Genomic DNA, 24207 nt, shown 5'->3' with positions numbered 1-24207 from the left:
GCCCCGCTCATTTGATGTTGCGCCGATAGATCGTGTCGATGAACACCGCGAGCACCAGAACCGAGCCCACGACAATCTGCTGCACCGCTGAATCAAAGCCGATCAAGACCATGCCGGTTTGCAGCGATTGCATCACAAAAGCGCCCAGAATTGCGCCGTAAATTGTGCCCACCCCACCTGCAAGCGAGGTGCCACCAATCACGGCGGCGGCGATGACATACAACTCGTCCAGCGTGCCCAGCGAGTTCGTCGCAGAGCCAAGCCGGGCCGAGGCGACGACTGCCGACAGCCCCGTCAGGAACCCCATCAACGCGAATATCTTGACCGTCATCATCTTGGTGTTGATGCCCGCCAGTTCCGCCGCATCCGGGTTGCCGCCAATGGCCAGCACATAGCGGCCAAAGCGCGTCCGGTTGAGCAAGATCGTCATCGCAATACCGACGCCCACAAGGATCAGCACCGGGATCGCAAAGCCATGCGAGATGAACAGACCGCCATCGGGGATCTCAAGATTATTGGCCTTGGCATATTGGCGCACGATCCCTTTGGGCCAAGGATAGGCATTCACCACAAGGACCGCGCCGATGACAACACCGCAGCCTATCATGCCAAGCACGCCCTCGGCCCAAAGCGGACGCAGCGGGAATTCATAGGATCGGCGGCGTTGGCGGCCCTGCCACAACAGCCACACGATACCGATGCAAAACAGGATGCCGACGATCCAACTGCCCATCTCGCCAATCGCGCCATAAGGCCCGCCGCCGAGCAGCTTGAAGGTCTCATCGAGCGGAGAGATCGTTTCGCCACGGGTGATCAAATAGGCCGCGCCGCGCCAGACCAAGAGCCCGCCCAGCGTCACGATAAAGGCAGGCACCTTGCCAAAGGCGATGATCGCCCCGTGGAACGCGCCAATCAGCGCCCCCGTCACCATGCCGATGATCGCAGCGATGATCCAGATCAGCGGGCTGCCAAAACCGATCAAACCGGGCAGCACATGAACCTGCACTACCCCCATCACGACCGCGCAAACCCCAAGGATCGAGCCCACCGACAGGTCGATATGACGGGTGATGATCACCAACACCATTCCTGTCGCCATGATCCCGATCGAGGCGGTCTGAACGCTGAGGTTCCACAGGTTGCGCGGGGTCAGGAAGGCGCCAAAGCCTTTGAACAGCGCGCCATAAAGATGAAAGCCGATCCAGATCAACGCGAGTGCGCCGATCATGCCAAGCAATCTGGTGTCGATTTCGGTGGCGCGCAGAAAGCGGCCAAACACGCCCGGGCGCGGCGATGCGCCGTCTTGCCGCGGGGCGGAATTGGTCTGGGTCATGATCTGATCCGGAAAATTGATGCAGGCGCCGCAGGGCGCCCCTTGTCAGGAAAACGGGTCCGGCGCATTGCCAGCGCCGGACCCAAGACCGGGGCTTATTCGCAGCCCATCACGCCTGCCATCGCGCCTTCGCAAGCCTGCTCTTTCGAGATATGGCCCGCGTCGATCACGACATTGAGGTTGTCTTTGGTGATCGGGGTCGGTGAGAGGAAGATCGCGTCCATCTCGACACCTTTTTCGCCGCCGGACCACTTCTGCACGCCGTCAACGGCATCCATTGCGGTGCCACCGGCCAGCGCAACCGCGATATCGGCCGCTGCCTTGCCCAGTTGACGCGAGTCCTTCCACACCGAAACGGTCTGGGTGCCACGCGCCACACGGTTCAGCGCGGCAAGATCTCCGTCCTGACCGCCGATCGGAACATTGAGACCCTGCGCCTGAAGCGCAGCAATCGCACCGCCCGCCATGCCGTCGTTTTCGGCCAGCACTGCGTCAACATTGTTGTTGTTGGCAGTCAGGATCTGCTCCATGTTTTTCTGCGCGTTGTCGGGCTTCCAACCATCGGTAAAGCTCTCGCCGACGATCTTGATCTTGCCGCTGTCGATGGCGGGCTGAAGCACCTCCATCATACCCGACAAAAGGAACGCCGCATTCGGGTCGCCCTTGTCGCCCTTGACGATGGCGTAGTTGCCCTCGGGCTGCACCTTCGAGACTTCCTGCGCGATGATCGTGCCCACGCCCTTGTTGTCAAAGGTCAGGTAAAAGGCGCGCGGGTCTTCGATCAGGCGGTCATAGCCGACCACGGAAATTCCCTCATTCGCGGCCTTGTCGATCGCCGGACTGATCGCGTCTTTATCGACTGACAGAATGATCAAAGCGTCGGCTCCCTGCGCAATCAGCGCCTCGACGTCGGTCAACTGTTTGGCAGCCGAGTTCTGCGCATCGGCAGAAATATACTTATTGCCGCCCGCTTCGAGCGCGGCTTTGATAGCGGCCTCGTCGGTTTTCCAGCGTTCTTCTTGGAAATTCGACCAGGATACCCCGACCGTCATCTCCGCAAAGGCCGAGGTCGAAAGACCGACCGTCAGTACGACGGCGGCCAGAATGGATTTATGCATTTTTTCCTCCCTAGATGGCCCAAAGGCCTCCCGATGGACTCACCGGAACGTGAAGAAGGTGCCGCGATTAATTTTAGTTGTCAAAATAAAAATTCAGCGAAACACTAGAGAGGTGTTATTCCAGAGCTTGTTTTCGCTGCGTTGCGGCGCAATCTTGGGCGAACTGGGTGCGAATGGTGCCAATTTACTTAACTGACCAAAGGAAATAGCGGATGATCTCGCAGCGCAGCACAGAGAATACCGCCATTGGCTGCGGCCCGCTGATTCTGCCCCTCGCCAACCCGTCCCGCCCTTTGCGCCAGCAAATCTTTGAACGCGTGCGCGCTTCGGGCGAGATTGCGCGGGTGCAATTGGCCAAAGATCTTGGGGTCAGCCCGGCCTCCGTAACCACCATCACCTCGGAATTGATCGAGGGGGGGCTGCTCGAAGAAAGCACCGCGCCGCGCGACACCGAAAGCGCGCGCGGGCGTCCGGCGGTGTCGCTGCGGGTGCGCCGGGGCACGCATCATGTCGTGGGCATCAAGCTGTCGGATCGCGAACATACCGGGGTCATCGTGGATTTCGCGGGCAATGTCGTGGCCTCTGCCGCGATTGAGCAGGCCCCCGGTGCGCTGGACCCGCAGGCGGTTGTCGAAGCGGCCGCCGATCTTGTCGCGACGCTGTGCAGCCGCAGCGGCCTTGCGGTGACAGACTTCCGCGCCTTGGGTCTGGGTGTTCCCGGCTTTGTCGACGGGACAAGCGGTATCGTGCACTGGTCGCCGATCCTCGATACACGGCACTTCCCGCTGCGCAGCGCCGTGCAGGACCGGCTTGGTATCCCGACGCATATCGACAATGACGCCAATCTTGTGACGCTGGCCGAGCTGTGGTTCGGGGCAGGGCGCGCATTGTCCGATTTTGCCGTGGTCACAATCGAGCATGGTGTCGGGATGGGCTATGTCATCAATCATCAGCTGTATCGTGGTGCACGCGGCATGGGGATGGAGCTTGGCCATACCAAGGTTCAACTGGACGGGGCGCTGTGTCGCTGCGGTCAGCGCGGCTGCCTTGAGGCTTATTTGGCCGATTATGCGCTGGTGCGCGAGGCCCGCACGGCGCTCAATATCTCGACGCTTGAGACGCGCTCGGTCGGGGTCATGCTGGAAAGCCTGTTCGATCACGCCAAGGCCGGGAACGGGGCCGCCCGCGCGATCTTTCGCCGTGCCGGGCGCTATCTTGCGCTGGGCCTGTCCAATGTCGTGAACCTGTTTGATCCGCAATTGCTGATCTTGTCGGGAGAGCGGATGCGATATGATTATCTATATGCGCGCGACACCTTGTCGGAGATGTCCGAGATGATGCTTGATACCGGGCGCACGCCGCCGCCAGTGGAAATTCACGCCTGGGGCGATCTGCTGTGGGCGCATGGAGCTGCGGCGCTGGCGCTGCATGAGGTGACTGAGCAGATGCTGGGACAAGCGCGGGAGATGGCCGCCCAATGACACCGCGTCGCGCCCTTTGCCTGATCGCTGTGCCTGCGATGATCGCGGCCCCCGCATGCGCCGATCCGGCGTTTGAAAATGACGCAGGTGGGCTGCCCTTCGCGCATGTCTATTCCGGTGGATGGGAGCATTTCGTCGGTGGCGGCGTCGCGGTGTTTGACTGCAATGGCGACGCCAAACCCGATCTTTTCGCGGCAGGCGGAAGCGGCCCTGCAGCCCTGTTCGTCAACCGCTCTGAGCCCGGCGGGGCGCTGCAATTCGCTGACGGCCACGCGCCCGAAATCCTTGAAACTACCGGTGCCTATCCGCTGGATATCAACGGCGACGGGGTCATGGATCTCGCCGTTCTGCGGGTCGGGGCGAACCAGTTGCTGCGCGGTTTGGGCAATTGCCAGTTTGAGGATGCGACTGCCATTTGGGGGCTGCCCAGCAATGACGCCTGGACCACCGCCTTCACGGCCACATGGGAGGCAGGCCAAGCCCGCCCCACGCTGTTCTTTGGCAATTACGTGGACCGCGCCAACCCCGATGGTCCGTTTGAGGCCTGCGACCGCTCGCAGCTGATCCGCCCGGACGGTGAGGATTATGGCCGGGTCGAGCAGATCGATCCGGGCCATTGCACGCTGTCGGCGCTGATCTCGGATTGGCAGCGCAACGGGGATCCGCAACTGCGCCTGTCGAACGATCGCCACTATTATGTGCACGGCGGCTATGAGCAGATGTTCGAGTTGTCCCCACTGCACGAACGCCCCGATTGGAAACATGTTTCGCTTTGGGGGATGGGCATCGCCAGCCGCGACATCACCGGCGATGGCCTGCCCGAGGTGATGATGACCTCGATGGGCGATCAACTGCTGCAATTCAATCGCGGTACCGGGTTTGAAAACGCGCCATTCGCCATCGGCACCTATTCGCAGCGTCCGTTTTTCGGCGATGACGGCCGTCCCTCGACCGGCTGGCACGCGGAATTCGGCGATGTGGATAATGACGGGCGCGCCGATTTGTTCATCGCCAAGGGCAATGTCGATCAGATGCCCTCGAACGCGATACACGACCCCAACAACCTGCTGATGCAGCGCGCGGATGGCACATTCGTCGAGAAAGCCGATGTCGCGGGCATTGCCACGACGGATCGCTCGCGCGGCGCGGCACTGGTTGATCTGAACGCGGATGGGCGGCTTGATCTGGTCGTGATGAACCGCCGCGCACCGATGGAGCTGTGGCGCAACGTGACCGCCGACACGGGCCATTGGGCGGGCGTTGCGCTAAGCCAGCCCGGCCCCAACCGTAACGCGGTCGGCGCGTGGGTCGAGATCCGCAGCGATGGCCGGGTGCAATCGCAAGAAGTGACCGTAGGTGGCGGCCATGCCGGTGGGCAGGCGGGGCCCTTGCATTTCGGATTGGGGGCCATGACCCAAGCCGAGGCGCGCGTGATCTGGCCCGATGGGCGCGTCGATAGCTGGCGGTCGATTGCCCCGGATCGCTGTACGCAGATCAGCCGCGCCGATTAGCGATCGACGGGCAACCCGCTTGGCACCGTGGCGGGAATGCCCATGCGCCCCTGCAAAGCCACCGGATCGCTGAGGGTCGCGAGAAACGCCATCAGTGCCTCAATCTGCGGCGGCGTCAGTGTGATGCCTTTGCCCGCAGCGGCCGCGATGTCCGCCACCTGCGTGGGGTCCTCCATCACCGCCCAGTCGGGTTTGGTGTTGGGCAGAACCGGCAAGATCACCGCCCGCTGATACCCCGCAAGTGCCGCCCCTCTGGCGGCATGATCGGCCAGAAAGACGCGTAGATCGTCATGCGCGCCCGCATGCCCCCAAGGCCCGGTTTGCAAAACGTTGCGCAGGCTTGGCGTGCGAAAGGCAAAGCGGTCTTCGTGGCGTCCGGTGACCCGCATCCGCCCCTCATCAAGTGAATGGCTTTCAAAGCGTTCGGCCTTGCCCGGCCCGATCTGCGGCGCCCCCATCGCGTGAAACGCCTGATCGCTCAGGAAAGGGCCGGAGTGACAACGCGCACAGCCCAAATCCCCATAAAACATCTGCGCGCCCACGGCGGCCTGCCCCGCAAGCGGGGTCTCATGGCGCAAGGCGGCATCGAACGGGCTTTGATCCGAGCGCCATTCATAGGCGACAAAGGCCGCAATCGCGTTGGAAATATCGGTGAAATCCAGCGCCCGACCGGCGGCGATCTCGGGATAGACCAGCCCAAATCGGTTGGCATAATCGGGCACGCCCGCAACCCGCGCGGCGATCTTGTCCCACGCCCCGCCCGGCCCGGTGATGCGACCCGAGCGCACCGCTTTGGAGATCTCGTTTTCGGAATAATGCCCTGCCATCTCATCAGGCGACAGAACCGGAAACATCGTCTGCGCCGACAGGACCGAGGCAAAGCCGCTCACCATCTCATCTTCCATCGGCGTGCGCAGGCCCGACGGGCGCGTGGGATCGGCCTCAATCCGGCCGTCATCGAACAGCCGGGTGAAGGCATGCGCGCCCAGATTGAACAGCGCTGGCGAATTGCGCGGCACGCGCTGCTCGGGAATATTTGTGTCGGTGATATGGCGCTGCGGGCCCAACCCGACCGCGCCCTCGCCCAAACCAAGGCTCAGCCCGTCCGAGGTGGCAAAGCGCGGGTGGTGACACGACGCACAGGCAATGTTGCGATTGCCCGACAGGATCGGATCGTAAAACAGATCGCGCCCAAGGGCTGCCTCGGCGGAGTCGACCGGGGCGTAGTCGTCATTCGTGATCGGCGCGGGCAAGTCCCACGCGAACACCGGCGCCGCCAAAAGCCCCAGTCCAACCGCGATGACGAAACGCGACAGCATGCTTCCCCCCCAAACCGTCTCCCTGTGTCTGATCTTCTATCGAGTGCGGCGCGCAGGCAAGGGTTTGCCGACAGGGATCGGGCAGTTAGGTCCTAGCTGTTCCGCCGGGTTGAATGCCGCGGCATGATTTCGAATCCAAGATCGACGATATTGCCATCTGGACGCGCCCCGCCCGATAATGCGTCGAGAATAAGCTGCACCGCGCCCGCGCCCATCTCGCGCCGAAACGTGCGCACCGAGGTGAGGGAGGGCTCGGCCGCGCCCATCATTTCCATATCATTGAAGCCGCAGATCCCAAGATCTTGCGGGATACGCAGATTGCGCCGCTGCGCCTCGAACATCGCGCCCAGCGCAAGGTCATCATTGATGCAGAAAATCGCGTCCGTTTCGGGAGCCGCATCCATCAGCTGCGCCAGCAGATGCCCGCCCAATGTGACCGATGAGGGGTAGGTCGTGCTGTGAACGCGCCGTCCCTCGTCAATCCCGTGTGCGCGCAATTCGTCGCGAAAACCTTGCAGGCGGCGTTGCGTGCGCGGGTCCATGCGCGCGCCGAGGAAGCCGGGCTGAGAATAGCCCTGCGCGATGAGATGCGCGGTGGCGGCTCGCGCGGCCTGATAGTGCGAAAACCCGATCATGCGGTCATGCGGCGCGGGTCCGGTTTCCATGATCTGAACGACCGGGCAATCGGCCTCTTGCAACAGCGCTTTTGCGGCGTCGGTCTGGTCTATTCCGGTCACGATCAAGCCGGTCGGGCGCTGACGCAAAAACAGCCGGATCAGGTTCTCTTCTGAAAGCGGCGCGTAGCGCGAATAGCCCAGCTGCACCGAATAGCGCGTACCTTCCGCCGCCGAATAAATCCCGTCCATCACCGCTGAAAAGACGTTGTTGGTGACCGAGGGCAAAATCACCCCGATCACGTCCGACCGGGTCGAAGCCAAGGCGCGCGCCGCCGGATCGGGCAGATATCCCAGTGATTCGATGGCGGCGGCGATTTTAGTGCGTAACGCTTCGGACACCACCTCGGGGTTGCGCAGGGCACGCGAAACTGTGGCAGCGCTTACACCCACATGATCGGCGACATCGCGCATCTTTACTGATTTGTTTTCAATTGATTTTTTCATTCAGCCCTCGATGCGCGGCACCAGACAACTTGAAGTTGGATTGACGAATGTAACCGCTTACATTAACTCTCTGGCCTTAGGAAACACGGCAAGACCGAAGATGGCAAGATGACAAACGCACCCAGCCTCACGCGGCCACCCATTCTTGTGATGGGAGTTTGCGGCACCGGTAAGACGACGCTGGCTATGCGGATCGCCAAGGTTGCCGGGGGCATTTATCTTGATGCCGATGATTATCACCCCGCCGAGAACGTGGCCCATATGGCGGCAGGGTTGCCGCTGAATGATGCGATGCGATGGGGGTGGCTAGACCGAGTGACCGAGGTGGTCAAAGCCGCACAACACGAGGCGTCGCTCGTCGTTTTCGCCTGCTCGGCGCTCAAACTCAGCTATCGCGAGCGGCTGCGCAAAGGCCTTGGCACGATGCATATCGCGCATCTCACCGGGCCGCGCGCGCTGATCGCTCAGCGTATGGCGGCACGCGAAAACCACTACATGCCGATCGCGCTGCTGGACAGCCAGCTTGCCGATCTGGAGCCACCGGGGCCCGAGGAAGCCCCGTTGATCTGCGACATTACCCACCCGCCAGAGGTGCTGTGTGCGCAGATACTAAGCGAATGGGGCAATGCCCCGCAAAGTTGACTTCGTCGTTTAAGGGAGGACACCATGACGAACACCATCCGCAATATCGCGCTGGCCACCGTAGCATCGCTGGCACTGGCGAGCACCGCGCAAGCCGAGGTGCACAAATACAAGTTCCAAAGCTCGGACCCTGCGGGCAATCCGAACTTTATCTTGCAGCAAAACTGGACGAAAAACCTCGCCAAGCTGACTGGCGACCAGATCCAGATCGAGATGATGCCGGTGGGCTCGGTCGTCGAGCATAACGAGACGCTCGACGCGACGGGCGCGGGCATCATCGACGGTATCGTCACCGACATCTCGTATTTCGCAGGCAAGGACCCGGCATTTTCGTTGCTTGGCAACCCGGTTGGTGCATGGTCGAGCACCGATCAATTGCTCGATTTCATGAACAATGGCGGCGGTCAGCAGCTCGCCAATGATCTGTTCGAACCCTATGGGGTGCACTATGTCGGTTCAACCACGACGGGGCTTGAATCGCTGGTCTCGAAAGTGCCGCTGGATGGCGTGGCCGATCTCAAGGGCCTTAAGATGCGCGCCCCCGAAGGTCTGGTGCAAGACGTGTTTGCAGCCGCGGGTGCCGCCCCGGTGAACCTGCCCGGATCCGAGGTTTATACAGCGCTCGACAAGGGCGTGATCGACGCGGCCGACTATACCGTGTTCTCGACCAATCAGGCGCAGGGCCTGAACGACATCGCGCCCAATCCGGTCTATCCGGGGTTCCACTCGATGCCGTTGGTGGGCGTCGCGATGAACAAGAAAGAATGGGACAGCCTGTCGCCCGAGCTGCAAAAAGCCTTTGAGGATTCGGTCAAGACATTCGCGACGACCGAGGTGAACGATCTGGCCGCAGCCGACAAAAAGGCGGTGGCTGCAGCCGAAGCTGGCGGCAAGATCCATATCCACAACTGGTCGGACGAAGAGCGCGCCAAATTCCGCCGCATCGCGATCACCCAGTGGGAAAAAGTCGCGAAGAAATCGGACAAGGCCCAGCATGTCTATGACGTGCTGACCGCGTATCTCAAGCAGAACAACCTGCTTTGATCTGAACGCGGGCGGGGCTGCCAGTGGCGGCCCTGCCCACCTCCATTTTCCCGACATCAGCGGTTCCCCCATGTCCAAGCCCGACCCGAACGAGGGCGCGCCACACGCGCCCGAACCCACACAAGTTGACGCCGAACACGGTGCGATCCCCGAAACAGGCTTTTTGGGCCGCGCGATCGACGCGTTCGGGATCGTCTTTGCGATCGGTATCATCGCCTCCGCGCTGATCCTGCTCAACGAGGTGGTGCTGCGCTATGGTTTCGACAGCCCGACGATCTGGGCGCATGAAACCACGATTTTTCTCTGTGCGATGGCCTTTGTTTATGGCGGTTTATATTGCGTGGTGCGCAACAGCCATATCCGCGTCGTGCTGATCTACGATCTGGTGACCGGGCGCGCGAAACGCATCCTTGATGCGGTGATCTCGCTGGTCTGCCTGTTCGCTGCCGGCTTCTTTGCCTGGGCCGCTTTCGGGATGGTCACCAAGGCAGTCATTCGCCCCGGCGGAGGCATTCATTTTGAAACCTCGGGCAGTGCCTGGGACCCGATCTTCCCGGCTTTGCTCAAGATATTCCTGTTCGTCGTGCTCTGCCTGATGGTGGTGCAATTCTTGATCATGGCGGTGCGCTATCTGCGCGGCACGCCCAGCAAAGGGGCCGCCAAATGATCGAACATCTTTTGCATTTCGATCTGTCGGCGCTTGGGATCGGCTATGGCACGGTGTTGCTGTTCGTGCTGCTGATCGCGCTGTTGCTGACGGGCATCCCGCTGGCGTTCGTGACGCTGCTGGTCGCGCTGATCTTCGCGCTGGGCTGGTTCGGGCCGATGGCGGTCCCGCTGATTACCAGCCGGGTCTATTCGTTCGTCTCAAGCTTTGTCTTCGTCTCGGTGCCGATGTTCGTGATGATGGCGGCGCTGCTGGACCGATCCGGCATCGCGCGCGATCTGTTCGAGGCGATGAAACTGGTCGGCGGGCGGATGCGGGGCGCGGTGGCTATCCAGACCATTTTCGTCTCAGTGATCCTCGCGGCGATGTCGGGCATTATCGGCGGCGAAATCGTGCTGCTGGGTCTGCTGGCGCTGCCGCAGATGATCCGGCAGGGCTATGACCGCAAGCTCGCGATTGGCGTGATCTGTGCGGGCGGGTCGCTGGGCACGATGGTGCCGCCCTCGATCGTGCTGATCATCTACGGGCTGACCGCGAATGTTTCGATTGGCGATTTGTTCAGCTCGGCCTTTATTCCGGGCTTCATGCTGGCGGCATTCTATGTGCTGTTCGTGATTATCCGCGTCAAACTCAACCCCGAGCTTGCGCCGATGCCCGAACCCGATGACCGCCCGTGGTCGGAAAAGCTCAAGCTGCTTAAAGGGCTGGTCTTGCCGGTTCTGGTGATCGGCTTTGTTCTGGGCTCGATCTATGGCGGGATCGCCAGCGTCACCGAAGCCTCGGCGCTGGGCGTGGCGGGGGTGATGCTTTCGACGCTGATCCGGCGTGAGTTGACGTTTGCGATGCTCAAAGGGGCGGCGCTGCAAACGCTGGGCACGTGCGGGATGATTGTGTGGATCGGGATTGGGGCCTCTGCGCTGGTGGGGGTGTTCAACCTGATGGGCGGGATTGATTTCGTCTCGGCGCTGCTCAAGGGCGTGTCGGATGTGCCAATCGTGGTGATCCTGACGATGATGGCGATCCTGTTCTTCCTGGGTATGTTTTTGGACTGGGTCGGGATCGCACTGCTGACGATGCCGATCTTTGTGCCGATCGTGAAGGATCTGGGCTATGACCCGGTGTGGTTTGGCGTGCTGTTTGCGATGAATATGCAGGTCAGCTTTCTGTCGCCACCCTTCGGGCCCGCCGCCTTCTACCTCAAGTCGGTCGCGCCAAAGGATGTCAGCCTTGGCGAGATCTTCCGCTCGCTGTTGCCGTTCATCGCGATTCAGGTGTTTGCCGTTGGGCTGCTGGTCGCCTTCCCCGGCATCACCGGACATTGATACGCAACACCCGGCCGCGCATGTCGTGGCCGGGTGTTGCCCATGAGGCGTCAGCTTGAGGCCGTTCTCCTCAGTATATCAGAGCATTGGCAATTCAGATTGAACGCTGGCCCTGCCACGGATTGATGCCGCCCCTTGGATGGTGTTTGATCGCGCGGGGTGATGGTGTGGGCCGTTGGGTTGCCATCCTGCAAGGTTCCTTTCTGCATAACACGACTATGGAATAAGGCGTTGAACATGCTCTCATCCCTGCGCGAGATTGCCCGCTTTGTGATGCACAACGCCCGGTGGCTGGGGGGCGGGTTTCTCCTGACGTTTTATTCGTCCTTCGGTCAGACATTCTTCATCGGACTTTTCGGCAACGATATCCGCGCGACCTTCAACCTGTCGGGCGGGGCTTTTGGCGGTCTGTATATGATCGCGACCATATCAAGCGCTGTCACCCTTTTGTGGCTTGGGCGCAGCCTTGATGTGATGCCTGGCTGGAAGGTGATACGCTTCACTATGCCTGCCTTGGCATTGGCCTGCCTTTTGATGGCGCTCGCTCCGAATGTCATTATCCTTGGCTTCGCGTTGTTTTTGCTGCGCCTTTTCGGGCAGGGCATGATGACCGAAACGGCATTTACGGAAATCGGGCGCTGGTTTTCTGCCAATCGCGGTCGCGCCATCGCGCTCATTACCCCGGGGCAGCAATTGGGATCAACGCTTCTCCCGGCGCTGGTGATTTTTATGACGGCCGCGACCGGGAATTGGCGGATGCCTTGGTTTGCGTGCGCCATTCTTGTTCTGATCGTGGGCTTCCCGATGATCTATCTGTTGATGCGGGTCGAGCGAACGCCCCAATCCGATGACATACAAAGGGCGCAGCATCGGACCGCCCGGGACTGGACCCGCAAAGAGGTGATCTTTGATCCCGTCCTCTATCTGCTTCTCGCCGGAACGCTTGCCCCCGCTTACATCGCGACCGTGATATTTTTCCAGCAAGGCTATCTGATAGAGCTTCGCGGCTATAGCCCCAGCGTTTTTGCGATAGCGTTTCCGATTACGTCGATCATGACCGTCTTCTCGGGTATTTTATGCGGGTTTCTGGTGGACCGTATCGGGGCGCTGAAACTGTTGCCGTTCTTTCTGGCACCGCTGGCCGTGGCCGCTGCGGCGGTTGCGCTGGTGACGCCTGTTTGGGGGGTCTATGTCTTCATGCTGCTGCTCGGGATCAGCAATGGGTTTACCTCGACGCTGCTGGGAGCCCTTTGGCCCGAGGTTTATGGCGTCGCAAATCTGGGTGGCATTCGAGCGATTGTGGTTGCCGCGATGGTTCTTTCGACCGCGATTGGGCCGGGGTTAAGCGGTCTTCTGATCGATATGGGTATCGGGCTTGCGACGCAGATGCTCTGGATGTCGGGTTGGTGCGTGCTGGCATCGATCGCGCTGACGCTTGCCTCTGGGATCGTGCGCAGACGGGAAATCTTGCGCTAAGGCGCACCAGATGCATGCCAACCCAGCGGCTCTGCTGCACAAATCATGTGAGGGGATTCATCTTGTGAATCCAGCATGACAGCTGGGTCGCATGAACAGGCCGACACCCCCCGACCTACAAGACCCTGAACTGGCCGGCCTACAATGAAGCGCTCCAGCGCCGCCGCGATTTAGACCTGTCTTTCGATGAAAATGCTGTTCGGCATGGCGCTTTGGCAGACGACCGGGTTTGTCGAGAGCCTGCTACGGCTGGTCGGCCTCGACGGGGCGGTGCCCGACTTCAACACGCTCAGCCGCCACCAGAAGACCTTGGCGGTGAATATCCCCATCGTGGTTCTTACGGCCCGCTGCACCTGCTGATCGCCAAGGCAACCTATGTCGGGACTCGGATGGAATATACGGTCACCGCGGCTTTCGGCACGGCTTTCGCCACCGCAGAGGATGTGGGCACCCCCTTCTCAGTCGGCGAGGAGGTCACCATTTCATTCGCAGTTTCAGGCCCGGTTCTGATCTCGAACGATTAAGAAAAAGCCGCCTCGGCCAATGCTTTTGTGGCGTCATAGACGCCGGCCCCGGCCACCACTACCCGGCCTCCATGTACAAGCGCATGCTCGATGTCGACAGGCTCTCTAATGCCCCCGGCTTCTGAAACAAGCAGATGCCCGGCCATGAAATCCCACGCGTTCATATGCTCTTCTACATAGCCAAGAATACGCCCGGAGGCGACATAAGCCAGCGACAGCCCGCCCGAGCCATTGCGCCAAAACATAGTGCCCGCCGCACTGCACAGCGCCACAAGCCGCTGAATGCCGTCGCCATGCGTGCGACCGGAAAAGCCCACGCCCAACGACCCCTCTTGCAGGCTGGTTTTGAGCGAACATCGGATCGCGCGGTCGTTGCAAAAGGCGCCACCCCCCAAAACCGCGTGATGCAGTTCGTTATGCACCGGGTCATGCACGACCCCGATCACCACCTGACCTTGAAAGACGCAGGCCAGGATGACGCACCATTGCGCAATCCCGTTGATAAAATTCGTGGTGCCATCCACGGGATCAATCACCCAAGTGTAGCCGCTCGTTCCAAGAACCGCCGCGCCCTCTTCGCCAACGATGCCATCATCGGGAAAGGCGCTTGCCAATTTCGCCCGCACCGCAAGTTCGACGTTCTTGTCGGCTTCGGAGACGAAATCCTGATGTCCCTTGATCTCAACCGTCAGGTCTGCCCAACTGCGAAAGTAGTCCAGCGCCATTTCCCCGACCTCCTGGGCGATCGCACGGGCGGCAATATAGCGGGTTTCAAGGTCTTGGGACGGCATGGCATTTCCCTTTGAATGCTTTTCTGAACAGACCCTACCATCCAAGGCTTGGGACAAGAAATGACAACTCGAAGCCTTTTGCAGTTTCGCGCCGCGATCTTCGATCTGGACGGCACGCTGGTGGTGTCAGAACCCGCATGGGAATTGGCGAAACGCCGCGTTGTTGCGTCTTTGGGCATTGAGGTAGCGCAATCGGTTTACGACGCTTTCGTGGGGCGCGGCCTGCGTGGGTTTCTAAACCATGTCCTTGGCCCCGATCTGAGTGCGTCTCGCCTTGGCGCGTTGGCCCATCAGATCGGTGCCGAGGCAGACATCCTTTTGCCGCTGATGCGTCAGCCTCTGCCCGGTGCATCACAGGCCGTGCAGCACCTTGCAGATGCCGGGTTGCAGGTCGCGGTTTGTTCATCCTCCCCCCGGCGCCATATCCATGAGGCGCTCGAACAATTAGGGCTGAGTCGTTGCGTTTCGGTCGTCGTGTCTGGGGCCGAACTGGCCAAGGGAAAACCTGACCCTTTGCCCTATCAAGACGCGCTGCGACAGCTTGCGCTTGAATCGCGCGACGCCTTTGCGGTCGAAGATGCGCTTCCGGGCGTGAGGTCGGCGCATGGGGCGGGGTTGATGACGATAGGGATCGGCGCAGAATGTCTGAAACCTGACTTTGAGGCATATTGCAGCTACCGGGTGCCGAACTATCAGGAATTCAACCGGCTATTCCTGACGGGCTGAAAAGCGCAGCAGGGTCACGCCGTCGCGCCGCTGTACACGACGTCGGGCTGGTTGCTGCTTGACCGCGCTGTCAGCCGCCAGTGATGCGCTGCGCCACAACATCCGCGATCCGCTCGCATGATGAGCCTTCCGGGAACAGGTTGTTCTCGGAAATGAGCCGCTGCATGTTTTGCATTTTCGGGTGCTTTCGCTCAGCGACGATTGTTGAGAGCATCGCCAGCAACTCATTTTCAGAGTCGACGGTATAGCAGCCCTCATTGATGAGCGTCTTGCCAAACGGGCCGATCCATTTGCCGTTGTTCCAGACATCGTCTGTCCGGCAGAAAATGATCGGGCGTTCTGTAATGAAAAACTCGGGCACGAGAGAGCTGAAATCAGAAATCAGCACATCAGCCGACATGAGCGCTTCAACATATGAAACACCTTCATTGGCCGGATAGACAACAGCACCGTTCTTTTCAAACGTATCCATGATCGCGTCAAATTCATCGAAGTCATACATGCCGAGAACTTTGAGCCGCGGCCGCAAAAGCGGGTGCGGACGGACGTGCAAAACTACATCATCGCGCTCTGAAAGCTTGAGCATGGTGTCAACATAGCGCGTGAAGTTTGAGGTATGCGTGCCACCGGTCGGGTCTTCCGCCATCTGCCAGTGCGGCGTCCAAATGACATCCAGCTTGTCTTTGCCTTTTACGCGCTCTTCAAACGGCACGGTCTCGAGGCAGGCGCGGAATCTGTCGAATTTAGGGTAGCCGGTTTTGTGCACCCGCTCATCACCGAAGCTGGCGCGAAAAACCCTGTCGCTCACATCACTTTCACTGAACACCATGTCAGCGACTTGAATTTGCGGGTTGTCATAAATGTGCTTTTCCGTGCCTTCGAGCGTAAGCAGGAAGTAGCCATAGTTTACGTGGGCAACGCGGGTGTGACGGGCCACAAATCCGGCCCACAAAAAGAACGGATAGCTCGGCCCGTGCGAATACGGCGTGTGAAAGAATACAACGTCAGCACCTAGCTCATAGGGGCTGATGTTTTCGTTAACATGCGCGCCACCGTCGATGACCGTGATGCGCGGGTTATGTGAATAGGTCTTTGAGAAAAACGCGTAGCTGTCGTCGTAGTCGTTGGCCCGGTTGCGTGAACACAAAATGATCGGCTCAAAGCGCGGGTCTTGCGCCATTTTCTCCAGCAGCGGTGTCAGGTTGTCTGTCTGCGTGATTATCGGAAAAAAGAACAATGGCTTGATCGGACGATCAGCACTGTAGGTGGGCGGCGCAATTGTTTCGCCCGCAAGAACCTTGGCGAGGTTTTTATCCGTTTCCGCAAGCTGGAAGAGGCGTTGCGCGCCTCTGGTTTGCGGCGAGACAGCGCGGCAGCGCACGATCCAGCCAGCAGCGTCTATCATGTCTTGCAGGCCAAAGCTTATGTCGCGCATTTCGCGGTACAGAGCGTCAAATTCTTGCATCAAAGAGCGCGGCTTTTCGGCGTATTGGCTGTCGTGCGCTGCGTTCTTTTCGTGCTGAAACGCGCTCATCACACGCGCACCGGCTACATAGGCGCTCGGCTCTTTCGGGAACGCCTTCTGCATTTGTTCCAACCGGTCGGCGGCAAGCTCCCACTCGCCACGGTCGATGGCAGAGTCTGCCCATAGGTTAAAGTCTGGCGCCTCAGGCTTCATCCGCGACATCTTTTCTTCCAGCAGCCTGTCACAGTCCTCGAGCTGCCCCATCTCGCGATGTGCAACGGCGGCGCGGAAATAGCCCTTCTGGTGTGCGGGAAAGGCCATGCGAAGGTCTTTCCAACGGCGTAAGGCCTCGTCCCAATCCTTGAAGTCCATTGCCGTGTCGGCCATCGTTATAAGGTGCCACGGGCGCAGACCAATGGCTTTGACCGATTTCCAAACCATTGCGTTGGATGCGTCTACTTGTCCGAGCCTGCGCAAGGCCACTGCGGCAAGCCCATAGCCATGTGCAGATTTCGGATAGGCTGCACGAAGCGTTTCACACACAGTCAAGACTTCATCATTCGCTTGGCGCGCCGAGGCGTCATGGGCTTTTTGAACAAGCTCTTCTTCTGAAAATTCAGGATCTGAAGCCATTTCAACGCCACCATAATAAGTCATGCTCGTCAAAGCTATCTCGCAGCGGTTCTGTGTGCAAAAACAATAACGATAAGCAACGCAAGCAGATGCGATTGCGGCGAAAATCGGCTGTATTTCCCAAACCTCGTGCTTCGGGAAGGGGGGTGCAATTAACGTGCATGATAGGGACGTTTGATCATCCGAAGAAACCGCGGGCGGCTTCGTAATCTTCCGGGAAGTCGACCTCGCGCCAAGACAATCCTGTGACGTCACAAACTTCGACCTGAAGCCCATCTTCGTCGATCATGCGTTGTACGGCCATTTCAAAAAAGGACTGCATTGCGCCTTCTTCAAACAGGCGCTCTGCATGGCGGCGCAAACCTTTTGTCTGCTCGCCAGACACACGCGCAAGCCCGAGGAACTCACCATTGCAGGTGCTTGGCTCCATTTGCTTGTTCACATCTGTCACCAAGTTACTCTTGGTTAGAACCTTCATCTCTTCTTCTTCGCACGGGTGATCGTCAACGGCGAAGACCATCTGAGCGGAGCTTGGATGTGCAACTACGCGGGCGATGACTTCGTCGGAGAAGACAGTGTCTGCGTGCAGAAACAGAAAGTCGTCGTCGCCCAAATAGGGCATCGCCAGCCAGAAAGAATAGAGCACATTTGTGCGCTCGAAGTGAGGGTTATAGACCACCTCAAGTGCGCCGTCCCAGTGTTGGCGCGTATAGTCAGCGACCATGTCACGCTTGTAGCCTGTAACGATAACAAGCTCGGTGACACCATGTGCTTTGAAGTGGCCAAGGGATTGGCCCAGCAATGTCGTGTCGCCAAGCGGAAGCAAGCTTTTGGGTGTTTCGACCGCAACATCTGCAATACGGCTGCCTTTTCCCGCGGCAAGAATGACGGCTTTCATAGACTTCTCCTAATGGGTTACAGACCCGCGCCAGACCAAGCGTCTTGATATATTTTGGCGAGATCGTCTCGTGCTTTAAAGCTGGGGTCGGTTTCGAGTTTGCCACTCACTTCCGATGCAAAACGGCCAACCGCTTCTTCGGTTACGCCCAGCTCTTGCAACGTCGGCGTAAGCTCGATCCGCTCCAAAAGCGCAACCGTGGCCCGTGCAAAGTTGCGCGCGCTTTCAGCTTGGTTTTTGCCGCCAACGCCGATCCAGTCGGCACATTGCGCGAGCTTCTCTTCCGCATGCGGGACAAGATGCTTCAACCAAGCGGGGTAAATCGCCGCGAGGCCAGCTGCGTGCGCCGTGTCGGTTTCTGCGCCAATCGGGTATTGCAGGCGGTGCGGCATGCATGTCGTCGAGAGGGCAAGGTTGATGCCCATCATCATGCTGGCATACGAAAGTTCTGCGCGGGCTTCGATGTTGCTGCCATCATCAAACAGCACTGGCAGGTGCTTGAAGACACGTTCAACCGCGCCTCTGGAGAGATCAGTCGTGTAGGGCGTGGCCGCTGTTGAAATGAAGGTTTCAAGCGCGTGCGTGAGCACATCAAAGCCGGTGATCATGGCTTCTGAACGCGGCAAGGAATATGTCAGCTCTGGGTCGACGATCGCGTAGTCGGCCGCTTGGTTGGCCCCGCGCAAGCCCAGCTTTTCTCCGCTCACGGTGTCGGTGAGAATAGCACCATAGCTTAGCTCGGCGCCCGTGCCGCTGGTCGTGGGCATCAAGATTAGTGTGTTGCGGCGCACGGGCAGGCCCGGCTTCAACTTCAAAAGCTCTGCGATGGTCAGCCCCGTGTCGAGCGCCATTGCCGTGGCTTTCGCCTGATCAAGCGCGCTGCCACCGCCGATGCCGACAATATGAGAAATGCCGCTGTCTTTATGGGCTTCCAAGCAGGCGTCGATGTCAGAAACACGCGGGTTCGGCTGCACCTTGTCCCAGATCACAACGGGTCCCTGCGCCTTAAGCGTTGCCACGATGCTTTGCGTCATGTCCCGCTTGAGGGCGCCTGCAGAGGCAACAACCAGCGTTGTTGAGCCAGCCGTCTCGCCAATCAATCCGCCAAGCTCGGCGCGCCTGCCTTCGCCAAAAATGGCTTTGGTGCGTGTCGCAATGTCAAAACTGGCCATCAAAGGTTCTCCACAAACTCACCGACACTGATGCGGTGCTTTTCCATGATCACCTTGCGCTTCTGGAACAGCGGATCCGCTTGAATGCTGAGTTCTGTATAGAGGCCATACATGTCGTCATAGTATTGTTTGTCCTGAGCACGCGGCAAGAATATCTGCTTGGTCGCAACGATCTGCTCACAGGCCTGCTGGTAGCTTTCAAACCGGCCCTGCGAACACATCACAATGATCGCGGCACCAAGGCTGGTGGATTCAAACTCAGCCATGAAGTGATAGGGCAAGCCCGTGATCGAAGCTTTGATCTCGTTTGCGATCCTGATTGTTGCAAGGCCGCCGCTGGCAGTGATCATCTCAGGAGATGTTTCACTTTCATGGAAGATTTCCAGAAAATCGCGGATCGAGAATGCGACGCTTTCAAAGATTGAGCGCATCAAGTCGCCGCGTGTGTGATGGCGTTCAAGCCCGAAGAAGATCCCTCTGGCATCCGAGTTCCAGCTTGGAGCGCGTGCGCCGAGCAAATGCGGCAAGAACACAAGCCCGGTGCGGTTGGAACCAAATGACCCGTCGCCTTCGGTTTCAATTTGCATCTTCTCGTAGGGGTTCTCGTCGCCGGTGTAGAGGCATGTCTTCGCCCACTCGATAAGCCCGCCGCCAAGGTTATTTGACCCGCCAAAAAGGTAGCCGTTGCTAGGTGGAAAATGCTGGCACATGATCCGACCCTTGTCATCATGGAAGGGCTTGTCGGAATACATCCGCACGGACGTCACGGTGCCTGACACGTCGCAAACCTGGCCCGGCGCGCTGACGCCAGTGCCAAAGACAGAGCAGATAGCGTCATAGGTGCCGACTATCATGTCCGGGTCGCTGGTGATCCCCGCTTCCGCGAGCAAGGTTTTGTCGAGCTTGCCAACATTGGTGCCGATGTCGACACGCTCGGGAAGCTTGTCAGTGTCGAGGCCAAACTCGTCATAGAGCGCGTCCGGGTAGCTGCCCGCTTCGGTATCAAAGAAGTTCTTCTCGGCGTTCAGCTGGTCCGTTACGGCCTGCCCGCCCGTCAAGACTGCGGTCAGGTAGTCGTTTGGCGCTAGGAACTTCCAAGTGCCTTCGTAAGCGGCTGGGTCGTTTTCCTTGAGCCACAACATGCGGGAAATCTGGCTGTATTCAGAAGCTTTATAGCCGTATTTCTGCGCCAGTTTCACCATGTTTTCCGATTGCGAGATGCGCGCAGCTTGGTCGCGTGCGCGCTTGTCTGACACCATGATAACCCGGCATTTTGGCACTAGGTTTCTGTCGACAGGGACAAGGCAGCTCGCCGAGCATGCAACGGTGACATATTTGATCTTCCCGCCAAGGCCCGAAACGTCGACCGATTCACGCAGAACTTCCATCAGCTTGGTGCGCCATTCGTGCGCATCCTGCTCAACAAGTTCCCCGTTCAAACGCGAGTTCACTCTGCGGCCCGCATTCGCAATTCGCATACCTTGTTCGTTGTAGATAATGGACCGAACGCTCTTTAGACCAAGGTTTAAAACGATAATCATCAGAGTGTTCCTTCGGTAGGGTTGAATTTATTGATGTAAGTTCCAGCGACGTCGAAGCAGGACTCGAAAATGGCGTCATGCACGGCTGATGGAGCGCTTAGAATTTTTCCCTTCATCTCCGCAGACTCGAGCGCCTGAACATATGCTTTCTTCAAATCAGTCGAGATATTCACCTTGGCTGATTTGGCACGAATAGCGCGGGCGAACTCCGCGTCTGTCAGGCCCGAGCCGCCGTGCAGCACCAAGGGCAAACCCGTCACGTCATAGGCTGCTTCGTAAATATCCCAGCGCAGGTTGGCTTTGGTTTCGTAGTCGCCGTGAACATTCCCAAACCCAACAGCGATGCAATCGAGCCCGCCTTCTGCCACCAAACGTGCGGTTTCGTCTGGGTTGGCGTAGTTGGCATCGGCTGACAGCCCGTCTTCTTCTCCGCCGATACAGCCAATCTCACCCTCAACGGCAACGCCCTTGCGGTGCGCCATCGCGCTGACTTGCTGGCTGAGGTCAATGTTCTTGCCGATCTCAAAGTGAGAACCGTCAAACATAACCATGTCCCAGCCCGCATCAATGCAGTCCGATATCAAGGCGAGGTCCACGCAGTGATCTAGATGAAGGTAGCACTGTGCGCCCCAGATTTTCTTCGCGGTTCGAAACCATTGCCCGACAGCATCAGCTGTGTGCTGTTTCACCAAGCGGGCGGATGTCTGGATAATAACCGGTTTGTCTTGCACCTTGGCCGCCTTTGCGATTGCGGACATCGCGTCAAAACTTGGCGCGTTAAAGGCGGCGAGCGCATAGCCTTTCTCAACGGCATCTTTCATGTGATCGGAAATTTGCATTACATCACTTTCCTTTTGATCCGTCCAAGCAGGCGGCGGACGCGTCCGGGAAGTGATGGCGGCGCAGTCTCTCTCTCAACCATTGGCTTGGCGCCTACGGGGCGTTCAATCTTCCAGAGGCTTGTCTTGGGGATTTCTGCTGAAAAGGTTTCGAGCGACAGTTCGCCCTCTACGAGTGTAAGCCAGGCTTCCTCTTGCGGGCGCAACGCATAGGTGCCGCTGTCTTTGTGCTCATAAAGCCCCCAGCTAGCGCCCTTGTCTTTCTTGGTCGCCGTCTCGCCAAACAGGTGAACGGCCCCGCGTGCGCCGCCGAGCAAATGTGCGGCCTGTCCTTGGTTGTAGATGCGCCATGAGCCGTCTTGCTGAGGGTCAAGATACCAGTAAACACCGGTCCGCCAGTCTTCTGCGGCCTGCTCACGCGTCACCAGCGAGAACGTGCGCTCGCTGCAATTTGCGTCGATCGCTTGCTCTGATTGAGCATTTATCAACAAAACCGGCTCGTGCTTGGATAGATCATCGCCTTTGATCTTCAAAAGGTGCCGTTTGGGAAATAATTTGCGTGCTGTTTCCATTCTGCTCGCATCCTATTCCGCAGCTGCGAGGAACTCAGATCTGGTCAAGATCCGAAGATCGCCTTTCGACACCTCCATCTCGTCCAGCCAGAATGTGCGCCCTGTGGAACGTTCGACCCGCTCACCGTAATGCGCCTTGATCGCGTCATACTCGGCGTCAAATTGGGCTAGGGCCGCATAGAAGGCGCTCAGGGCTTTGGTGAGGGCGGTGAGGTTCTCTTTGTCTTTCGAGCGATAGAGTCTCACTGTCTCTGTATGCGGATTTTCTAGCATAACCTGAGCAATTTCGGACTGGGCTGCGACGGGCATATAGAGAAAGCCGCTCCGAACGATTGGTTGCCCACGCTTCTCGGCCTTCGTAATAACGTCGCGCTGCACTTCCGCAGGCAGGTGCTCATACTCGGCATCAAACTTTTTGAAGAAGCCAAGCTTTTGCACGTAGTGGTCTTTGAAGTTGTGTTCGAGGAACACATCGCGGCTGTTCAGATCACGCAGGACTTCCGTGTAAAGCTCGATCCCGCGCACATCGGAGACGCTTGTGTGCGCAAGCGCTCGCTTTTGGAAGAACGACACGAAGTCATCAGCCATATCCTGCCCGTAGGCCATGTTGATGATGATGCCGTGCGAGATCGACATATACTCTTGCCCGTAGGAATGCGCGGGCTCATGCCAAGCAGTTAGGTTCGGGTTTGACATGATCTTGCCGCCCGAGCGGTTGTGCCGGAGGCTGTATTCGATGTCGTCACCGCGCAAGAAAAACGCGAGCGGAAAGCCGAGCTTTTTAAACTGCGTATAGGGCAGGCTCAAAAAGATGAACGTGCAATATTCCGGGTAGTTCGGCACGGCCAGCTCATCAAGGTGCTTGTAGCCTTCAAACTGGTAGTTGTGGCGGATCAGGCGCGGCGCGATAGACTTTCGGTCGGGCTGGCAATCCGCGTCCAGAAAGCGGCCCCAAAATGCGCCGTCTTCCCACATGCGGCGTGGCTCTGACTTGGTGAACACTGGCAAGGTGAACAGCGTGTTGTCGGTCCGAAACAGCACGCTGGCCCAATGACGGTAGAGCGTTTCCATCGAAATCGACAGGTCGTCATCAAGCAACAGCATTTCGTCGATGCTGACACCCGACCGCTCAACGGCGTCTTCGATCACCAGCAAAATCTGGCTCATATTGCCGCCACCGCCCATGTTCGGGCCTTCAAACGCAAAGCTATCAACATGCTCGAAAGACGAGCACAGGCTATATGATTCGGGTGTCAGACCAGCTGAGGTGTCGAGCACCACGAACTTGATGTTGCGCAGCGCGCGCTGATACGCGGGGTTGCCTTGCGACTGCTCTTCAAAGCTCGTCAGCAAGTCGAGAATGTCTAAGGTGCGCCCAAAGGTGCGCAGCACGACCAGCATTTTGCCATCAACCGTGCTTGGCGCTATCGCATCCCACGATGTGTCAAGGATTTGGGCGTTGTCATGCAGCGCCACACCCGACCAGAACAGACGCGCGTTCTTGCCTGCTTCCCCTTCCAGCCGCACGCGGGCTGTCGTTGTCACTGGCTCGCCGTCTTCACTGCTTTTAATCGTCAGCTTTTTCAGGTTCTTAACGCCAGAATTTGTCGCGCTGCTGAAGAGGGTGACTTCAAAATCACCCCGAGTCACAATGCGAAACTGCACGTCGCGCACATCGGTGTGGCGCGCAAATATAGAGGTGTAGAACGAGTTTCTCAGCGTGCCTGTTTGCAGCTCTTGATAGCCGGCCATTGTAAGAGTGTCTTTGCCACTAAGGCTGGTCAGGTCCAGCCCGCGAGCAAAGAAGATATCATCAATCTGCTCGTTAGAGTTGCTACGATCCGGCATGCTAATCGGAATAGCCTCACGCGCTTGGATAGCTTGGCATCCTTCCGCCCACACCTTCAGGCTCGTCGCAAGCTCCTCAACAATCATTTGCATAACCGTCTTCAAAATAGTTCTAGGCCATCGTCCGAAATTTCTGATCGTATAGCGTCAGATCGTCAGTGACG

Annotated in this window: 21 protein-coding genes and 1 pseudogene; 10 read left to right on the top strand and 12 right to left on the bottom strand. The window is 58.7% G+C overall.

The window, feature by feature from the left end:
• Positions 1–7: 7 nt before the first annotated feature.
• Together AB4874_RS17110 and xylF are read right to left on the bottom strand one after the other, a co-directional pair.
• On the bottom strand, positions 8–1333 hold the full coding sequence (locus AB4874_RS17110; RefSeq protein WP_368392886.1) for a sugar ABC transporter permease: 1326 nt from the start codon (positions 1331–1333) through the stop codon (positions 8–10).
• A gap of 95 nt (positions 1334–1428) precedes the next feature.
• The gene (gene xylF / locus AB4874_RS17105; RefSeq protein ID WP_295529971.1) at positions 1429–2451 is read right to left on the bottom strand and encodes a D-xylose ABC transporter substrate-binding protein; all 1023 of its coding nucleotides are present in this window, start codon (positions 2449–2451) and stop codon (positions 1429–1431) included.
• 212 nt (positions 2452–2663) lie between these two features.
• Here xylF and AB4874_RS17100 point away from each other — a divergent pair, with 212 nt between their 5' ends.
• Positions 2664–3932, top strand: a complete 1269-nt coding sequence (locus tag AB4874_RS17100) for an ROK family transcriptional regulator (protein ID WP_368392885.1) — start codon at positions 2664–2666, stop codon at positions 3930–3932.
• A complete protein-coding gene (locus AB4874_RS17095) occupies positions 3929–5443 on the top strand; it encodes a CRTAC1 family protein (protein ID WP_368392884.1) in 1515 nt (504 codons plus the stop codon). The genes AB4874_RS17100 and AB4874_RS17095 overlap by 4 nt, the downstream gene beginning before the upstream one ends.
• Here AB4874_RS17095 and AB4874_RS17090 read toward each other — a convergent pair.
• Positions 5440–6762: a cytochrome-c peroxidase gene (locus tag AB4874_RS17090; protein WP_368392883.1), complete on the bottom strand. Its 1323-nt coding sequence runs from the start codon at positions 6760–6762 to the stop codon at positions 5440–5442. The genes AB4874_RS17095 and AB4874_RS17090 overlap by 4 nt on opposite strands.
• 92 nt (positions 6763–6854) lie before the next feature.
• Positions 6855–7883, bottom strand: coding sequence for a LacI family DNA-binding transcriptional regulator (locus AB4874_RS17085; protein WP_368392882.1), 1029 nt, complete (start codon positions 7881–7883; stop codon positions 6855–6857).
• Between the two features lie 108 nt (positions 7884–7991).
• On the opposite strand from AB4874_RS17085, the gene AB4874_RS17080 reads away from it, so the two are divergent.
• The 7 genes and pseudogenes from AB4874_RS17080 (at position 7992) to AB4874_RS17050 (ending at position 13558) form a co-directional block, all read left to right on the top strand.
• Positions 7992–8525 carry a gluconokinase gene (locus tag AB4874_RS17080; protein WP_295529959.1) on the top strand — a complete coding sequence of 178 codons (534 nt, stop codon included), beginning with the start codon at positions 7992–7994 and terminating at the stop codon, positions 8523–8525.
• A gap of 24 nt (positions 8526–8549) precedes the next feature.
• The gene (locus tag AB4874_RS17075) at positions 8550–9569 is read left to right on the top strand and encodes a TRAP transporter substrate-binding protein (protein ID WP_368392881.1); all 1020 of its coding nucleotides are present in this window, start codon (positions 8550–8552) and stop codon (positions 9567–9569) included.
• A 70-nt stretch (positions 9570–9639) separates the two neighbouring features.
• Positions 9640–10236 (top strand): TRAP transporter small permease subunit, encoded by a 597-nt coding sequence (locus AB4874_RS17070; protein WP_295529953.1) that lies wholly within the window; start codon positions 9640–9642, stop codon positions 10234–10236.
• Entirely contained in the window at positions 10233–11558 is a 1326-nt protein-coding gene (locus tag AB4874_RS17065; protein ID WP_368392880.1) for a TRAP transporter large permease, read from the top strand. Before AB4874_RS17070 ends, AB4874_RS17065 begins: the two co-directional genes overlap by 4 nt.
• Positions 11559–11795: 237 nt before the next feature.
• Positions 11796–13034: an MFS transporter gene (locus AB4874_RS17060; protein WP_295529947.1), complete on the top strand. Its 1239-nt coding sequence runs from the start codon at positions 11796–11798 to the stop codon at positions 13032–13034.
• A gap of 91 nt (positions 13035–13125) precedes the next feature.
• Positions 13126–13396: pseudogene (locus AB4874_RS17055) on the top strand (transposase); the annotation flags it as partial.
• A 27-nt stretch (positions 13397–13423) separates the two neighbouring features.
• Positions 13424–13558 (top strand): hypothetical protein, encoded by a 135-nt coding sequence (locus AB4874_RS17050; protein WP_295530229.1) that lies wholly within the window; start codon positions 13424–13426, stop codon positions 13556–13558.
• Here AB4874_RS17050 and AB4874_RS17045 read toward each other — a convergent pair.
• Positions 13555–14349, bottom strand: coding sequence for an inositol monophosphatase family protein (locus tag AB4874_RS17045; RefSeq protein ID WP_368392879.1), 795 nt, complete (start codon positions 14347–14349; stop codon positions 13555–13557). The genes AB4874_RS17050 and AB4874_RS17045 overlap by 4 nt on opposite strands.
• A 60-nt stretch (positions 14350–14409) precedes the next feature.
• On the opposite strand from AB4874_RS17045, the gene AB4874_RS17040 reads away from it, so the two are divergent.
• Positions 14410–15075, top strand: coding sequence for an HAD family hydrolase (locus AB4874_RS17040; protein ID WP_368392878.1), 666 nt, complete (start codon positions 14410–14412; stop codon positions 15073–15075).
• Positions 15076–15145: 70 nt separating this feature from the next.
• Here the strand turns inward: AB4874_RS17040 and AB4874_RS17035 are convergent, their stop codons facing one another.
• The 7 genes from AB4874_RS17035 to AB4874_RS17005 form a co-directional block, all read right to left on the bottom strand.
• Positions 15146–17197, bottom strand: coding sequence for a CDP-glycerol glycerophosphotransferase family protein (locus AB4874_RS17035; protein WP_368392877.1), 2052 nt, complete (start codon positions 17195–17197; stop codon positions 15146–15148).
• 154 nt (positions 17198–17351) lie between these two features.
• Entirely contained in the window at positions 17352–18071 is a 720-nt protein-coding gene (locus AB4874_RS17030; RefSeq protein WP_368392876.1) for a phosphocholine cytidylyltransferase family protein, read from the bottom strand.
• Between the two features lie 17 nt (positions 18072–18088).
• A complete protein-coding gene (locus AB4874_RS17025) occupies positions 18089–19243 on the bottom strand; it encodes an iron-containing alcohol dehydrogenase family protein (protein WP_368392875.1) in 1155 nt (384 codons plus the stop codon).
• Complete coding sequence (locus AB4874_RS17020) at positions 19243–20784, bottom strand: xylulokinase (RefSeq protein WP_368392874.1); 1542 nt, start codon at positions 20782–20784, stop codon at positions 19243–19245. Before AB4874_RS17020 ends, AB4874_RS17025 begins: the two co-directional genes overlap by 1 nt.
• Complete coding sequence (locus AB4874_RS17015) at positions 20784–21623, bottom strand: class II fructose-bisphosphate aldolase (RefSeq protein WP_368392873.1); 840 nt, start codon at positions 21621–21623, stop codon at positions 20784–20786. The genes AB4874_RS17020 and AB4874_RS17015 overlap by 1 nt, the downstream gene beginning before the upstream one ends.
• A complete protein-coding gene (locus AB4874_RS17010) occupies positions 21623–22195 on the bottom strand; it encodes a hypothetical protein (RefSeq protein ID WP_368392872.1) in 573 nt (190 codons plus the stop codon). The genes AB4874_RS17015 and AB4874_RS17010 overlap by 1 nt, the downstream gene beginning before the upstream one ends.
• Positions 22196–22207: 12 nt before the next feature.
• Positions 22208–24136 carry a glycosyltransferase family 2 protein gene (locus tag AB4874_RS17005; RefSeq protein WP_368392871.1) on the bottom strand — a complete coding sequence of 643 codons (1929 nt, stop codon included), beginning with the start codon at positions 24134–24136 and terminating at the stop codon, positions 22208–22210.
• Positions 24137–24207: the final 71 nt, after the last annotated feature.

This window comes from Thioclava arctica (assembly GCF_040892615.1).
In the GTDB taxonomy this organism is placed as follows: domain Bacteria; phylum Pseudomonadota; class Alphaproteobacteria; order Rhodobacterales; family Rhodobacteraceae; genus Thioclava; species Thioclava arctica.
Note: the sequence above shows the minus strand (reverse complement) of the source record. Positions and strands in the feature narration are given on the sequence as shown.

What these genes read in the sequence shown, in the direction of transcription:
- AB4874_RS17110 (WP_368392886.1), bottom strand. Translation starts at nt 1,333, where the DNA reads ATGACCCAGACCAATTCCGCCCCGCGGCAAGACGGCGCATCGCCGCGC.
- xylF (WP_295529971.1), bottom strand. Translation starts at nt 2,451, where the DNA reads ATGCATAAATCCATTCTGGCCGCCGTCGTACTGACGGTCGGTCTTTCG.
- AB4874_RS17100 (WP_368392885.1), top strand. Translation starts at nt 2,664, where the DNA reads ATGATCTCGCAGCGCAGCACAGAGAATACCGCCATTGGCTGCGGCCCG.
- AB4874_RS17095 (WP_368392884.1), top strand. Translation starts at nt 3,929, where the DNA reads ATGACACCGCGTCGCGCCCTTTGCCTGATCGCTGTGCCTGCGATGATC.
- AB4874_RS17090 (WP_368392883.1), bottom strand. Translation starts at nt 6,762, where the DNA reads ATGCTGTCGCGTTTCGTCATCGCGGTTGGACTGGGGCTTTTGGCGGCG.
- AB4874_RS17085 (WP_368392882.1), bottom strand. Translation starts at nt 7,883, where the DNA reads ATGAAAAAATCAATTGAAAACAAATCAGTAAAGATGCGCGATGTCGCC.
- AB4874_RS17080 (WP_295529959.1), top strand. Translation starts at nt 7,992, where the DNA reads ATGACAAACGCACCCAGCCTCACGCGGCCACCCATTCTTGTGATGGGA.
- AB4874_RS17075 (WP_368392881.1), top strand. Translation starts at nt 8,550, where the DNA reads ATGACGAACACCATCCGCAATATCGCGCTGGCCACCGTAGCATCGCTG.
- AB4874_RS17070 (WP_295529953.1), top strand. Translation starts at nt 9,640, where the DNA reads ATGTCCAAGCCCGACCCGAACGAGGGCGCGCCACACGCGCCCGAACCC.
- AB4874_RS17065 (WP_368392880.1), top strand. Translation starts at nt 10,233, where the DNA reads ATGATCGAACATCTTTTGCATTTCGATCTGTCGGCGCTTGGGATCGGC.
- AB4874_RS17060 (WP_295529947.1), top strand. Translation starts at nt 11,796, where the DNA reads ATGCTCTCATCCCTGCGCGAGATTGCCCGCTTTGTGATGCACAACGCC.
- AB4874_RS17050 (WP_295530229.1), top strand. Translation starts at nt 13,424, where the DNA reads ATGGAATATACGGTCACCGCGGCTTTCGGCACGGCTTTCGCCACCGCA.
- AB4874_RS17045 (WP_368392879.1), bottom strand. Translation starts at nt 14,349, where the DNA reads ATGCCGTCCCAAGACCTTGAAACCCGCTATATTGCCGCCCGTGCGATC.
- AB4874_RS17040 (WP_368392878.1), top strand. Translation starts at nt 14,410, where the DNA reads ATGACAACTCGAAGCCTTTTGCAGTTTCGCGCCGCGATCTTCGATCTG.
- AB4874_RS17035 (WP_368392877.1), bottom strand. Translation starts at nt 17,197, where the DNA reads ATGACTTATTATGGTGGCGTTGAAATGGCTTCAGATCCTGAATTTTCA.
- AB4874_RS17030 (WP_368392876.1), bottom strand. Translation starts at nt 18,071, where the DNA reads ATGAAAGCCGTCATTCTTGCCGCGGGAAAAGGCAGCCGTATTGCAGAT.
- AB4874_RS17025 (WP_368392875.1), bottom strand. Translation starts at nt 19,243, where the DNA reads ATGGCCAGTTTTGACATTGCGACACGCACCAAAGCCATTTTTGGCGAA.
- AB4874_RS17020 (WP_368392874.1), bottom strand. Translation starts at nt 20,784, where the DNA reads ATGATTATCGTTTTAAACCTTGGTCTAAAGAGCGTTCGGTCCATTATC.
- AB4874_RS17015 (WP_368392873.1), bottom strand. Translation starts at nt 21,623, where the DNA reads ATGCAAATTTCCGATCACATGAAAGATGCCGTTGAGAAAGGCTATGCG.
- AB4874_RS17010 (WP_368392872.1), bottom strand. Translation starts at nt 22,195, where the DNA reads ATGGAAACAGCACGCAAATTATTTCCCAAACGGCACCTTTTGAAGATC.
- AB4874_RS17005 (WP_368392871.1), bottom strand. Translation starts at nt 24,136, where the DNA reads ATGCAAATGATTGTTGAGGAGCTTGCGACGAGCCTGAAGGTGTGGGCG.